The sequence below is a fragment of the Saprospira grandis genome, from assembly GCF_027594745.1.
Classification (GTDB): Bacteria; Bacteroidota; Bacteroidia; order Chitinophagales; family Saprospiraceae; genus Saprospira; species Saprospira grandis.
In genome coordinates this window covers 600,603-614,053 of the sequence record NZ_CP110854.1, presented here as the reverse complement: position 1 = coordinate 614,053, position 13,451 = coordinate 600,603, and the positions used below count along the sequence as shown (strand labels likewise).

The following is a 13,451-nucleotide window of genomic DNA, read 5'->3' as shown; positions in this document are numbered from 1 at the left end:
TGTGGAGCAGTGGCGCAAAGCGCCAGACCCAGCCGCTGAAAGCGGCGCAGGGCCGAGCAGACCTGCGAGCTGCGCAACGTAGCGCCGCAAGGCGAAGCCGCAGCGGAGGCCCCAAAAAATGAGAATTATCCTACTGGCGCCATAGTCACCATAGCTTCTAGGGTAGGCGAGGCGCTACCGCCTTTGGGCTCAATAGTGATGGCAAAAGCCTGTGGTTGAAGCACGGACTTCATGGGCAAAATGCTTCCTTTTTTGGCTTCATTGGACAAAACGCCTAAATCGACGGGTTTGCCCTTGACGATCGCCCAAAGTTGATAGGATTGATTATCGGGAAGCTTAGGCAATTGGCCAGCCAACAAATAAGTTTGTTGGGCCTGGGGGTTCCAGAAAATCGTAGCTCGTTTATCGGGATGGCCCTCTGTACCAGGCAGCTCTAGGCGTTCTAGGGCGGGCTGACTGAGGATGTTTCTTTCTTCCTCGCAGGCCAAAAGCAGCGCATTTAGGCTATCAACATCCTTTGTTAAGCCTGTTTGCTGATTTTTTTGCTCTTCCAAACGGCCTAGCAGCTTTTCTTTCTCTGCTTTCTGTGTAAAATACATGCAGCTGGCCAGTCCAAGGCCCATAGACAGGCCCAAAGAGAGCAACCAAGGCAACTGCATCATCCAGTGAAAGGGCGATGAGGGCGCGAGATTAGCGGTATTTGCCTTAGGCGTGGGCGTTGCTTGTTGATCGACTGCCTGCGGTCCTTTGGGCGGCAATTGATTTAAAATTTGTTGTTTAAGTTCGGGAGGAGGGGGCGTACTTTCGGCCGCAGCCAAAAGTTCTAGGCCCTCTTCTATGTTGTTTAGCTCTTGGCGAAGCTGCGGATATTCTGCTAAAAGCCCCTCTATTTCTAGATTCTCTTCTTTAGAGGTGAGGCCTAAAGCATACTCTTCCAGAATGCCAGATGCTATATATTTTTGGATATCCACGCGCTTAGTTTACTAGTTTTCTCAATTCGCGAAGCCCAATGCGCACTCTGCTTTTTACGGTGCCCAGCGGGATGTTTAGTTCTTCGGCAATTTCTACCTGCGTATAGCCGCCAAAATACGCCAACTCAATTACCTTTCGATAATCTTCGGGCAGTTGTTTGACAATTTCTTTCAGGCCAATCGTATTCACATTCAATTCCGTTTTCCCAATTTCAACGCCCTGTTCTAGGCTATTGGTCTTATGATATTGATGTTTATAGGCATTGGAGCGATAGACATCTATGGAGCGATTTCGAGCAATTCGTAGCATCCAAGTGAGCAAACGGCCCTTTTGGGCATCGTAGCGGTCAATGTTTTGCCAAACCTTGACAATTACCTCTTGTAATACGTCTTGGGCAAGGGGTTCGGATTTTACAATTTTGAGAATTGTTCCATATAAGATGCCAGAATAGCGCTCATAAAGAAGCTCCATCGCCGCCTTATCCCCTTTCCTGAGGCGCAGTATTAGGCGGTCTTGTTCCATGTTATAGCTGGTATTTGTAGACAAAAGATTCGGATGTAGATGAGGAAATCGAAAGGGGGAGCTTTGTTCTTGCGCTTTTAAGAACGTAGCTTATCCTTAAATGTAAGCATTTAGAGGCAAAACATTTTTTTTGAATGAAGGTTTTGGGAAAATAAAAAGAAGCAAAAAGAGCATTTAAGCCAATAATGGGAATTATTTTTTGGGGCTGCCGCTGCGGCCTTCGGTCTCGGGTCGGGCTGTTTATTCCCGTTGGTCATCGAACTGGCGCCCCTTTGGGGCTGGTTGTCGCAGCTCGCTGTTACTTGCTTCGCTGCGCTCCTTTAATGGGAATTATTTTTTGGGGCTGCCCCTCGCTTTGCTCGGGTCGGGCTGTTTATTCCCGTTGGTCATCGAACTGGCGCCCCTATAGGGGCTGGTTGTCGCAGCTCGCTGTTCGCTCGGCCCTGCAGCCCTGCGGGCTTTGGTCTGGCCTTCGGCCCCTGCTGCCCATCCCTCAGCCGCGTCGCTGCGCTCCTTTGCGGCGGCTTTGCCGCCTGCTAGACGCAAAAAAATGGGCCGCAAAAAACAGAAGAACAGCTTAAATTGAAGAATTTCTTTATTCCTGCCGATAAAGTTTCGTAATTTTGCCCCCTCAAAAGCGCCTAGTCGCTTAATTTAAGAAGAATCAACGACTTGAAGATTATGCTGATACAGCGATTTAAATCTAAAATTCACCGCGCTACGGTGACCGAAGCTAACCTCAATTATGTAGGAAGCATTACGATTGACGAAAGCCTAATGAAAGCCGCCAATATTTTGGAGGGCGAACGGGTGCAAATTGTCAATAATAATAATGGCGCTCGATTAGAAACTTATGTGATTAAGGGCGAGGCTAATTCTGGTGTAATCTGTCTGAATGGCGCAGCGGCCCGATTGGTCCAACCTGGCGATGTAGTCATTATTATTGCCTACGCCTACATGACGCCTGAAGAGTCAGCTAGTTTTGAACCTACCACCATTATGCCCAAAGAAGGTAACCGCCTACCCTAACCCCCCTTTAATTAGTACTGCTTTATGGCCGAAACGAAGAAGAATTCTCCCCTCAAAACCTTTCTCCAATTCATTCTATTTCTGGCCGTGGGCCTTACTATTTTATACTTTGTCTATAGCAATCAAGAAGCGGCCTATCAGGCCGAATGTGCCTTTAAGCTAGACTATGATTGCGAGGGCAAATGCGAACACAATAGCTTACTCGATAAGCTGATTGTTGATTTTGGCAGTAGCTCGCCTTTTTGGCTGTTTTTGGTCTGCTTAGCCTTTATGCTGAGTAATGTTAGCCGAGCCTTGCGCTGGAAACTCCTGATTGGGCAGTTAGAAAATGGGCGCTACAATATTAAATGGTATAATGCTTTTTGGGCCACTATGGTCGGTTATTTGGTCAATTTGGCTCTGCCTAGAGCAGGCGAGTTGGCCAAACCTGCTACTTTGGCCCAATATGAAAAGCTGCCCTTGGATAAACTTCTAGGGACCATTGTAACCGACCGCATTATGGATGTGATCATGCTCCTTTCTATTATTGGCCTGACCTTTTTACTCCAATTTGAACAGCTCTACAATTTCTTAATGGGCAAGACCAAGGCAGAACTCATCTGTGCAGAAGAACTGCCCTTAGTAGAGGCTAGTGATAACAGCTGGTTAATTTGGTTGTTGGGGGCAGGCGCCTTGGCGGGAGTTTTGGTCCTTATTCTAGGCTTTATTTTTCGCCAAAAGCTCCTACAACTTCCTCTTGCGCAAAAGGTCTGGGGAATGGCCCTTAATTTTTGGGCGGGCATCAAAACCGTCTTTTCGCTCCGCCGCCAAAAACTCTTTTGGTTTATGTTTCACTCGGTAGTCATCTGGTTGATGTACTTTCTGATGACTTACCTCTGCTTTTTTGCCTTTGGTCCCACCGCCCATTTAGGGCTAATGGCGGGGCTATTGGTCTTTGTTTTTGGCGCCTTCGGCATCGTTATTCCCTCTCCTGGCGGAATGGGGACCTACCAAATTGCCGTTACTGCCGGACTCGTTATTTATGGCGTTGGCCGAGCCGATGCTTTTGCTTTTTCCAACATTTGTTTTTTTACCATCAACCTATTTTGTAACATAGGTTTTGGCCTTTTGGGTTATCTGTTGTTGCCTTTGCTCAACAAAAATTATCAGCCCAGTTGGACCAAAGAAAAATAATCAAAAGATGCAAAATTTAGGGCTTATTGATACCCATGCACACTTATACTCTGATAAATTTGAAGAGGACCGCAGCGAAATGATGCAGCGGGCCTTTGATGCTGGCCTAAGCCATATTTTCTTGCCCAATATAGACAGCAGTTCTATTGGGCCTATGCTAGCGCTAGAAGCCGCTTATCCGCAGCAATGTTTTGCGATGATGGGCCTACATCCTTGCTCGGTTGGCAAAAATATGGAGGAAGAGTTGGCCTTGGTAAAAAACTGGCTAGAAAAGCGTCCTTTTGTGGCCGTAGGCGAAATAGGATTGGATTATTATTGGTCTATGGAGTTTGTAGAAGAACAAAAAGAGGCCTTCCGCAGACAGTCTCGTTGGGCTATGCAGCTCAATTTGCCCATAGTTATCCATGCCAGAGATTCTATTGATGATTTGATTGAATTGGTGGAAGAGCTGCAAAAAGAGGGCCCCTTAAGAGGTGTTTTTCACTGTTTTACGGGAACCTTAGAACAGGCCCAAAAAATTATTGAGTTGGGCTTTTACCTTGGCTTTGGTGGGGTGCTTACCTTTAAAAAAGCGGGGTTGGACCAGCTTATTCCGCATCTGCCACTTTCTAAAATTGTTATAGAAACAGATGCACCCTATCTCAGCCCCACTCCTAAAAGAGGCAAACGCAACGAAAGCGCCTACCTCTTATATGTGGCCCAAAAAATGGCCGATATCAAAGGTATTTCATTAGAAGAATTGGCCCAAACCCTAAAGACCAATAGCTTAGCACTGTTTGACCTTTCTGTTTTGGAGGAAGAAAAGAGCCTTACGCTAAGTTAAAAACAAGCAGAAAGTCTAAAATGAGGGCTGTCGAATTTTCGGCAGCCCTCATTTTAGTGAAGCAGCTGCTTCTTGGTCATTTCTTTGTTCTAGCAGCCAGTCAATGGCTTTTTCCTCTGAGCTAAACATTTTAATAGGGTAAGTGCGTTTAAATATTCTGCTTAACATATTTCCTACCATCCGATTTAATCGGTTGGGGGCAATTAGGGCATAGGCTAGGGTATATTGGTTAATAGCTTGGCCCTCATTACTTTTGGCAAACTCTTTAGCGGCTTTATTGATTTTAGAGAGCTCGCCAAGGTTGCCTAGTACCAATAACTTTTGGCCTTGTTCTTTATATAAACGCTCTTGGACTTTGAGGGAGTGGCGGGCATCTTCGGCTCCAATTTCCTTTCCCCCATCTTTATCTAGCAAGCGAATAATCAGTATGTTGCGTTCTTCTAGCCAAAATTCAAATTGGCCAGATTCATCGATTTTTTCTGCGGTCATAATTGTGCTTTGAGCAAATTTAATGTTTTTAGCGCTTTTTTTTAATGTTGCTACAGCAATCGCATGATTTTAAATTGGTTCTAATCTAAATAGGTCCTGTAGGCGGCGAAGCCGCCGCAAAGGCGCGCAGCGCCTCGGCTGAGGGATGAGAGCAGGGCCGCCGAAGGCGGCAGACCAAAGGCTTTTGTAGCGAAGCGAAAAAGCCTGCAGGGCCGAGCGAGCAGCGAGCTGCGGACAGCCCGACCCGCCCGCAGGGCGGGGCAGCCCCAAAAAATAAACAAAATGGGCATTTGAACAAAAAAACTGTATTTTGGCCTCAACAAAAGCAGAAAAAATGACCAATAAAGCCATAGCTGATCAGTTTAAATTATTGGGGGCCTTGATGGAATTGCATCAGGAAAATCCTTACAAAATAAAGTCCTATAAAACGGCCTATCAGAACCTGAGGAGGGTAGATGAACCTTTGGCCGAGATGCAAAAAGCCGATTTGAAAAAGATTAGGGGAATTGGCGATGCGATAGCGGATAAAATTATAGAATTGCAGGAAAAAGGCGAGTTGCGTCTGCTGCGAGAGTATAAGGCCAAAACGCCCAAGGGCATTATTGAGTTGATGGGCATTAAGGGCTTGGGAACGAAGAAGTTACTGCAACTTTGGCAAGAGCTGGAAGTAGAAACGCCTGGGGAGTTGCTCTATGCCTGTCAAGAAAATCGCCTGCTTAGTTTGAAGGGATTTGGCGAGAAATCGCAGCAGAATATTGCTGCGCAACTACAGTATTATTTTCGCAGTTTGGACCAACACCGCTGGGCCGAAGTAGCCGATGAGGCCGAAGATGTATTGCTGGACCTCCAAGAGGTTTTTGGGGCCGAAAATGTAGCCTTGACGGGGGCTTTTCGCCGTGAAATGCCCGTGGTAGATGCCCTAGATTTTCTTATTTCCGACTTTGATGGGGCGCAGCTAGCCGCCGCCCAACTTTTTGATGATTTGGCCCCTAAAGAACCCAATTTGCCCTCTTATTGGCAGGCACACTCTAAGGAAAATAAGGTCTTATTACGCTTTCATCCCTGCTCTAAAGAGCGCTTTGGCTTGGGGCTTTTACAATCTACAGGAGGGGTTGATTTTTTTAGAACTCTTACAGAACAAGAAGATTTGGAGGCTTGTGTAGGCCTTTCTGAAACTGCCATTTTTGAAAAACTAGAGCTACCTTTTATCTGGCCTAGCCAAAGAGATGTATCTAAAATTTATTGGCGGGCCAAGGCGGGAAAAATTCCGCCTGCGATTGAGCAAAGCGACATCCAAGGGATGTTGCACCTGCACTCTACCTATAGCGATGGGGCCAATAGCTTGAGCGAAATGGCCGAGCATATTCGCAGTCTAGGCTATGCCTATATGGGCATTACGGACCACTCTCAGTCTGCTTTTTATGCCAATGGCCTCAAGCCCGAAAGAGTAAAGGCCCAATGGAAGGAAATTGATGAACTAAATGCCAATTTTTCGGATTTTCATATATATAAAGGCATCGAATCGGATATTAAATATGATGGCAGTTTAGATTATGAGGCCGATATATTGGCGGGCTTTGATTTTATCATTGCCTCGGTGCATAGCCATTTAAAAATGAGCAAAGAAAAGGCGATGGAGCGTTTGCTCAAGGCCATTGCCAACCCTTACACCCATATGTTGGGTCATCCTACGGGCCGCTTGCTACTTTCGCGCCCGGGGTATCCTGTAGACCATGCTTTGCTGATAGAAGCCTGTGCAAAATACAATGTGGCCATAGAAATCAATGCCAACCCTTTGCGCTTAGATTTGGACCATCAATGGATACCCTATGCCCTAGAAAAAGGCGTAAAATTGGCCATTAACACCGATGCACACCAACTCAGTGGCCTAGATCATATTCGTTATGGTTTGCAAATGGCCCGAAAAGGACTGTTGCCAAAATCGGCCTGTATCAACTGTTTTAGTCCTAGCGAATTTGCGGCTTGGTGCAAACAAAAAGGCTAATTTTGATATTTAAAAACTAAATTGCATCTTTGAGTTTACATTAAGTTAACATCCCCCCGATTCCCTAGGCCCCACCAAACTAGCTAACTTATGAAAATATATTGCGTTCCAGGCCTAGCCAATGATTACCGAATGTTTGAAAATCTGGCCCCAAAATTACTCAGTCAAAATATTGAGTATTTGGAGCATTTGCCTCCTCAGCACCTCAAGGAGTCTATGGAGGAATATGCCCAGCGACTCTACAAAACCATTGAGGCCCAAAAAGAAGAGGAGGCGGTGATTATCGGCATGTCATTAGGCGGGATGATTTCTGTGGAGCTCTCCAAATTGCGTCCTTTTACCAAGGTGTTTCTCATTTCTACCGTAAAACATCCGGCCGAAATGCCCTGGCAAATTAAACTGGCCCGTCGGCTTCCGCTCGATAAGGTTCGTTTGCCGGCTTGGTTGCTTCGTTCTACCGTCAAACCTGTTACTTGGATGATGGGCGTGACCAATTCTGACGGCAGAGAGCACATTAAAGCCATGATTGATTCGGCTGATCCTCAGCATATTGCTTGGGCTCAATATGCGGCTGCCAATTGGCAAAATGATTTGATTCCTGACAATTATGTGCATATTCATGGCAGCCGCGACGAGATTTTTCCGGCTTATATGGTTAAGGCCAGTCATTTTATTAAGGGCGGCAACCATTATATGATTATGGACCGAGCTGATGAGTTGGCGCAGATTATCAACCAAGAGTTAGCAACCTTAATGGGGCAAAAAGCCTTGCCTTTTTCTATGATGAAGTAGATGTTTTGGGGCCTCCGCAGCAAAGCAGCGGCGGTTACTCCCTTTGGTCGTTGAACTGCGGCCAAAGGCCTTGTTGTCGTTCTGGGGCTCGCTATTACTTGCTTTGCTGCGTCGGCTCCCGTTGGTCGGGTCGCTCGGCCCTTTGGCGGCTTCGCCGCCCCTAAACCCAAAAGCGTATGAATTACGATTTACCCCCACCTAATGAGGCACAAATTCGCTGGATGGAGCGTTTATTACAGCCTTGGAACTGGTTGACGGAGCCCGTCTATTTATCTACCTACAATATTCCTAAAAATGGGCCAGTATTATTTGTGGGTAACCACAGCTTGATGGGGGGATTGGATGTGCCTTTATTGGCCTTACATCTTTATCAGGAGCATGATATTTTTCTGCGTATTTTGGTGGATCATGCTCATTTTAAGCTCCCATTGCTCAGAGATTTTTTGGCTCGTTTGGGCGAGGTAGAGGGAACGCGAGAAAATGCCCTAGCCCTAATGCGGCAACAGCAGTATATTTTGGTTTATCCTGGTGGCGCCAGAGAGGCCTTCAAGCAAAAGGGCGAGGCCTATCAGTTATTGTGGCGAAACCATTTGGGTTTTGCGCGTTTGGCGATAGCGGCAGGCTGTCCCATTGTGCCTTTGGCCACGGTGGGGGCAGAAGAATGCTATGATATTGTTTTGGACCGAGAGGAGCTTTTGCAAACGCCTTTGGGCCAAATTATGGAGCGTTTTCGCTTGCGCAAAGATTTACTGCCGCCTTTGGTCAAGGGATTGGGGCCTAGTTTTTTGCCCAAGCCCCAGCGTTTTTACTTTAAGTTTGGCCGTCCTATAGATAGCGGTCCCTTTGCCGAGCTAGGGGAAGAGGCAGGGCCTTTGGCCCTGCGCGATCAAGTGAAATTGGCCCTAGAAAAAGAAATTGCCGAGCTGCAAGAGTATCGAAAAATAGACCCCAAAAAAGAATTTTGGCGAAGAATACTGCCCTTTTGATGGAGCGCAGCGGCCTGCAGGCCGCTGCGCTCTTTCTGTTTCAACTCATTTTGGCTGAGGGATGGATAGCAGTGGCCGAAGGCCAGACCGAAGCCCGCAGGGCTGAAGGGCCGAGCAGACCTGCGAGCTGCGACACAGCCCGACCCGGCCAACGGCCGGGGCAGCCCCAAAACAAAAAAAACTAGCGTCTAGCAAAAAGGAGTAAATAAAGTGGGCCTAAAAAGTGGGGAAAACGGACCAAAAACTCGGAAAAATAGAGGGCAAAATCGCCTAGGTCCAAAAAGGCATAGCTATTGGCTAGTGGGCGGGCAAGGGCGGTGATTAGTCCCCAAGAAAAGCAATAAATTAGGCCTAGATTTCGGCTTTTGGGCCAAAAAAGTAAGGCTACGGCCAAAATATCTAAAAGGCCCATGAAAAATAGAAAATCCTTGGCCTCTGCGGCAGAGAGATGCAGAAAATTCATGCAGTAATTTAGCCAATCGACAGGGGGAGGATAGAGCCCTAGGGCATAGCAGGCATGGGCCGTAAAGCAGATGCCCGTGGCCCATAATAGCCACTTTTGGCGGGCCGTAAGCACAAAGAGTAGTGGCCAGCAAACTTGCAGACTATACTCCCAAAATTGGGGGGCTTGTAGGTTTTTGCTCAAGGCAAAAAGTAGGGCCAAAAAAAGCAAGCTCATGCTGGCGGCATAGGCTAAAAGTCGTTGTTTAAAGAAGGGGAGGAGCAGGGCGCAAACTGTCCAAAAAATAGCCATTCCCCAACTAAAAAAGTTGATATAATCTTCTTGAAAAAAAAGGAGATAGTCCTCCTCCTCAAGGAAGGGCTGCCAAATGGCTTGATTCCAGAAAAAGGCCCGCCAAGGTAAATCGGCAAAAGCGGCCTGCCAGCTACGGCCCAAGAGCAAGGCCAAAATTCCTATAGAAAGCAAGTAGTTGAAAAAATTTGGAGCAGGCTTTGGTATAAGTTGCATAGTCGTATCATTTTATGCAGCGAAATTGCTAGTTTTGATACTCCTAAACAAATTAGTTTTTAAATTAAGAGCAGAGATATATGAACCCAAAAGATGAACAGATAGACTTAAGCGCTGGGCAGATTAGCTATTTAGCAGACCGTCGTTTGTTTAGTATTGTTGTAGCCCCCACTAAGATTTCTGCGGTAGAAGCTGCCGAATTTAAAACGACAATTCGAGCAATGGCCAAGGCGCAAGAACAGCCTATTTATGCTCTTTTTGATATTCGCAAAATTAAGGGCTTTAGCAAAGATGGCCGAGATTATTTTGCTAATGACCCCAAACCCATGGGCCGCTCGGCGGCGATATTAGTGGGTTTGGGTATTTCTAGAATTGTGGCCAACTTTATGTTAGGTATGAATAAGCCTCCTTACCCCATAAAAGCGTTCTCTAATCGAGAAAAGGCCTTAGATTGGTTGGAGAGTCAGAGACGAAAAATAGATCCAGATTATAGTTAGAACTATGGCAAAAAAAATAGACGAATTTGGCCAATTAGAATATTGGGTATTGGATAATGGGATTTTAGAGTTAAGACCCAGCTCGGTTTCTGCTAAGGAATTAAGCTTAGAAGAGGTGCTCTACGCCCAGAAGGTCCAAAAAGCATATCATCAGCAGCATAAAAAAAAGCTGAGGGTGTTGGCCCGCCTAGATAATATTTCTAACTTGTCTAAGGAGGCTAGAGTCTTTGGTAAAAGTCCAGAAAGTAAAGCCCTAAATGATATTATGGTGGGTATTGCGCTTTTGGCACCCAATACTATTAGCCGTATGATAGGGAGTATGTTGCTTACGGTTTATCGGCAAGATTATCCCGCTAAACTATTTAAAAACAGGGAAGAAGCCATTGCTTGGCTTCTCAATTTGGAGGACTAAGATGGAAAAGAAAATAGATAGCTTTGGCCAATTAGAATATTGGTTGTTGGATAATGGGATTTTAAAAGTACAGTCAACTCAAAACTTAGCTAAAACTCAAGAGTTAAGCTTAGAAGAGATAAAACATTCTTTGGCTGTTCAGCAAAAGGTCTATGAAATGACCAGCAAAAAAGTACGTATGCTTGCTGATTTGGCCAGCATGTCTAAATTGAGTACAGAGGCTCGACAATATGGAAAAACAGCTGAAAGTCAAAAAGCAACGGAATGTGTTTTGGGCTATGCGCTTTTAGCAAGTAGTTTATTTAGTCGGATGACTGGGAATATATTGTTGGGGCTTTATCAACAAAAGTATCCAGTAAAACTATTTAAAACAGAGGAACAAGCCATTGCTTGGCTACTCAATTTGGAGGACTAAGATGGAAAAGAAAATAGATAGCTGTGGCCAATTAGATTTTTGGCTGTTACCCGCAGGCATTTTAGAGGTTCGACCTGCTGTGGGCCTAGAAAAAAAGAGCCCTTTAACTTTAGCAGAAGCTAAAAAAATAGAAGCGGTTCAAGCTAAATATCATAAAGAGAGTGGGCGCTCTATTCGCTTACTGGTCCGCTTAGATAACTTGACAAATGTTGATAAGGAGGTCAATGCTTTTTGGAAAACAGCAGAAAGCAAACTCAATGACCCTTATACTTCGGGCATTGCTTTGTTGGCCAGCAATTTAGTTAGCAAGATGATGGGGAGCGTTCTTTTGGCGATTAACCGCCAAGAGTATCCCACTAAGCTTTTTCAAAGCAGAGAAAAGGCCTTAAAATGGCTAGAAAGCTTGGAAGAGCGTTAAGTTGTAGCCGATTCTAACTCAGGTGGAAATGGAAAAGAAAATAGACAGTTTTGGCCAATTAGATTTTTGGCTGTTACCCGCAGGCATTTTAGAGGTTCGACCTGCTGTGGGCCTAGAAAAAAAGAGCTCATTAACTTTGGCCGAAGCTAAAAAAATAGAAGCGGTCCAAGCAAAATATCATAAAGAAAGTGGGCGGTCTATCCGCTTGCTGGTTCGTATAGATAATATGACTAATCTTACTAAAGAGGCAAATGCCTTTTGGAAGACAGCAGAAGGCAAAAAGAATGATCCTTATACCTTGGGTATCGCTCTGATTTCCAGTAGTTTGCTGGCTAAAATGTTGGGGACGGTGTTTTTGGCAATTTATCCAAGGGAGTATCCGACTAAGCTTTTTCAAAGTAGAGAAAAGGCCTTAAAATGGCTCAAAGCTTTGGCTGAAGGCTAAGTCTACTCGGCCAAAGCCTTCCGAATAGCGGGCTTGAGTTCTCTATAGGTATAGGTAGCGTCAAAGCTGCTACTGCCTGTAAAGTATTCAATAACCTTCCCTTTTTTATCGATGAGAATATTGGAAGGGTAGGCCAGGACCTTATAGTTCTTGGCCACTTCTTTGGCGTCAAATAGCAAGGGGTATTTGCTCTTAAATTCTTGGCCAAAGGCCTTTGTTTCTTCTAGCCCATCTCTAGAAAGGCCCAAAACGACTAGTCCTTCTGGCCCAAAATCTTCTTGTAGTTGGTTGAGGCTGGGCACTTCTACCTGGCAGGGCTTACAGTTTTTGAAGGAGAAGCTCAACAAAACGACTTTACCCGCATAATCACTGAGTTGGACCTTTTTTCCGTCCAAGTCTTGCAGTTGAAAATTGGCTGCTTTTTGGCCCAAAATGGCCTTTTTTTGATTCTCCAAATACTGAAGATATTCCATTTCTCCTTGCTCCGGATTGTTTTCGGCAAGGGGTTTTTTTGTGCTACAAGCCAAGCCTGTAAACAGCAGCGCAAAAATGAGCAGGCGCATAATTAGTTAGATTTAATCTGACAATATTGAGATTGGGCGCGGGCGGCTTTGTCTAAGCCCAAATTTTTGGCTTCTTCTAGGCAGCTGCAGCCCTTTTGGGCCATGCCCAATTGCAAGAGTAATATTCCTTTATAATAGAGGGCTTCGGACCAATTTGGCTGATAGCTCAGGGCCTGTTCATAGGCCATTAGGGCCTGCCGATAAGCCTGTTTTTGCTGCAATAATAGTCCTTTTTTTAGCCAAGCTTTGGGGTTGTTGGCCTGCAATTTCAAACTTTTATCCAGCTCCAAATAAGCCGCTTGATTTTGGCCCAATTGCAAGAGGGCCGTTGCTCGATAATAGTAGTAATGCGCCTTATTATCGACAAAACTAATGGCCGTATCTAGCTGGTTTTTGGCGGCCTCAAATTCCTCCAATTCCAAATAACAAAGGGCCTTATAATAAAACAAAATATCGCTCAATTGCCCTTCTTCATTGGCTTGCATGGCCTGCTCTAAGGCCAAAATAGCCTGCCGATACCGCTGCCCATCAAATTGAGCAATGGCCGTTTGCAAAAATGCCTCGGCTTTGGGCTGTAGCTGCAGCTCCTGAAGTGTGGGAAAGCTTTTTTGGCCCAAAAGGCTGCTAAAACTAGCGAAAAAAAGGCCTAAAAAAAGACCGTAGCGATAAAAGAAAGATAACATTTCGGTATAGTGATTTGGTAAATGCTGCTGTTTTTTTGGGGCTGCCCCTCGCCTTTGGCTCGGGTCGGGCTGTTTCGCAGCTCGCTATTCGCTCGGCCCTGCGGCGCTAAAGCGCCTTGGTCTGGCCCTTTGGGCCACTGCTGTCCATCCCTCAGCCAGATTTAATCGCGCTGCTTTGACCATGGTTTGCTATGAATTTTCTGCTAGGCCAGCTATTTTTTGAGGGCATAGCCTTTGCTATGGTCGATGAAAATAGG

The 13,451-nt window shown here is 45.6% G+C and carries 17 protein-coding genes; 11 read left to right on the top strand and 6 right to left on the bottom strand.

What is annotated here, in order from left to right:
- Positions 1-125: 125 nt before the first annotated feature.
- Together OP864_RS02305 and OP864_RS02300 are read right to left on the bottom strand one after the other, a co-directional pair.
- A complete protein-coding gene (locus OP864_RS02305; protein WP_270099692.1) occupies positions 126-971 on the bottom strand; it encodes an anti-sigma factor in 846 nt (281 codons plus the stop codon).
- A gap of 4 nt (positions 972-975) precedes the next feature.
- Complete coding sequence (locus OP864_RS02300; RefSeq protein WP_270099691.1) at positions 976-1,494, bottom strand: RNA polymerase sigma factor; 519 nt, start codon at positions 1,492-1,494, stop codon at positions 976-978.
- A 681-nt stretch (positions 1,495-2,175) separates the two neighbouring features.
- Between OP864_RS02300 and panD the strand changes: the two genes are divergently transcribed.
- The 3 genes from panD to OP864_RS02285 are packed head-to-tail and all read left to right on the top strand — an operon-like array spanning position 2,176 to position 4,519.
- Positions 2,176-2,523, top strand: a complete 348-nt coding sequence (panD, locus tag OP864_RS02295; protein ID WP_014373606.1) for an aspartate 1-decarboxylase — start codon at positions 2,176-2,178, stop codon at positions 2,521-2,523.
- Positions 2,524-2,547: 24 nt separating this feature from the next.
- Entirely contained in the window at positions 2,548-3,696 is a 1,149-nt protein-coding gene (locus OP864_RS02290) for a lysylphosphatidylglycerol synthase transmembrane domain-containing protein (protein ID WP_270099690.1), read from the top strand.
- Between the two features lie 7 nt (positions 3,697-3,703).
- Positions 3,704-4,519 (top strand): TatD family hydrolase, encoded by an 816-nt coding sequence (locus OP864_RS02285; RefSeq protein ID WP_270099688.1) that lies wholly within the window; start codon positions 3,704-3,706, stop codon positions 4,517-4,519.
- 48 nt (positions 4,520-4,567) lie between these two features.
- Here the strand turns inward: OP864_RS02285 and OP864_RS02280 are convergent, their stop codons facing one another.
- Positions 4,568-5,008 carry a DUF7793 family protein gene (locus OP864_RS02280; RefSeq protein ID WP_270099687.1) on the bottom strand — a complete coding sequence of 147 codons (441 nt, stop codon included), beginning with the start codon at positions 5,006-5,008 and terminating at the stop codon, positions 4,568-4,570.
- Between the two features lie 310 nt (positions 5,009-5,318).
- Here OP864_RS02280 and OP864_RS02275 point away from each other — a divergent pair, with 310 nt between their 5' ends.
- From OP864_RS02275 to OP864_RS02265, 3 genes are all read left to right on the top strand, one after another.
- Positions 5,319-7,013, top strand: coding sequence for a PHP domain-containing protein (locus OP864_RS02275; RefSeq protein ID WP_270099686.1), 1,695 nt, complete (start codon positions 5,319-5,321; stop codon positions 7,011-7,013).
- 90 nt (positions 7,014-7,103) lie between these two features.
- Complete coding sequence (locus OP864_RS02270) at positions 7,104-7,805, top strand: alpha/beta fold hydrolase (protein WP_270099685.1); 702 nt, start codon at positions 7,104-7,106, stop codon at positions 7,803-7,805.
- 176 nt (positions 7,806-7,981) lie between these two features.
- On the top strand, positions 7,982-8,791 hold the full coding sequence (locus OP864_RS02265; protein ID WP_270099684.1) for a lysophospholipid acyltransferase family protein: 810 nt from the start codon (positions 7,982-7,984) through the stop codon (positions 8,789-8,791).
- 181 nt (positions 8,792-8,972) lie between these two features.
- Here the strand turns inward: OP864_RS02265 and OP864_RS02260 are convergent, their stop codons facing one another.
- Positions 8,973-9,761: a hypothetical protein gene (locus OP864_RS02260; protein ID WP_270099682.1), complete on the bottom strand. Its 789-nt coding sequence runs from the start codon at positions 9,759-9,761 to the stop codon at positions 8,973-8,975.
- An 80-nt stretch (positions 9,762-9,841) separates the two neighbouring features.
- Here OP864_RS02260 and OP864_RS02255 point away from each other — a divergent pair, with 80 nt between their 5' ends.
- Genes OP864_RS02255 through OP864_RS02235 form a run of 5 tightly spaced genes read left to right on the top strand, consistent with a single transcriptional unit; the run spans position 9,842 to position 11,948 of the window.
- Positions 9,842-10,258: a DUF7793 family protein gene (locus OP864_RS02255; protein ID WP_270099681.1), complete on the top strand. Its 417-nt coding sequence runs from the start codon at positions 9,842-9,844 to the stop codon at positions 10,256-10,258.
- Between the two features lie 4 nt (positions 10,259-10,262).
- The gene (locus OP864_RS02250) at positions 10,263-10,670 is read left to right on the top strand and encodes a DUF7793 family protein (RefSeq protein WP_270099680.1); all 408 of its coding nucleotides are present in this window, start codon (positions 10,263-10,265) and stop codon (positions 10,668-10,670) included.
- A 1-nt stretch (position 10,671) separates the two neighbouring features.
- Positions 10,672-11,085 carry a DUF7793 family protein gene (locus OP864_RS02245; protein WP_270099679.1) on the top strand — a complete coding sequence of 138 codons (414 nt, stop codon included), beginning with the start codon at positions 10,672-10,674 and terminating at the stop codon, positions 11,083-11,085.
- 1 nt (position 11,086) lies between these two features.
- Positions 11,087-11,503, top strand: a complete 417-nt coding sequence (locus OP864_RS02240; RefSeq protein WP_270099678.1) for a DUF7793 family protein — start codon at positions 11,087-11,089, stop codon at positions 11,501-11,503.
- Positions 11,504-11,531: 28 nt separating this feature from the next.
- On the top strand, positions 11,532-11,948 hold the full coding sequence (locus tag OP864_RS02235) for a DUF7793 family protein (RefSeq protein WP_270099677.1): 417 nt from the start codon (positions 11,532-11,534) through the stop codon (positions 11,946-11,948).
- 2 nt (positions 11,949-11,950) lie between these two features.
- On the opposite strand, the gene OP864_RS02230 is transcribed toward OP864_RS02235, so the two are convergent.
- A complete protein-coding gene (locus OP864_RS02230) occupies positions 11,951-12,511 on the bottom strand; it encodes a peroxiredoxin family protein (protein WP_270099676.1) in 561 nt (186 codons plus the stop codon).
- A 2-nt stretch (positions 12,512-12,513) separates the two neighbouring features.
- On the bottom strand, positions 12,514-13,194 hold the full coding sequence (locus tag OP864_RS02225) for a tetratricopeptide repeat protein (RefSeq protein ID WP_270099675.1): 681 nt from the start codon (positions 13,192-13,194) through the stop codon (positions 12,514-12,516).
- Positions 13,195-13,451: the final 257 nt, after the last annotated feature.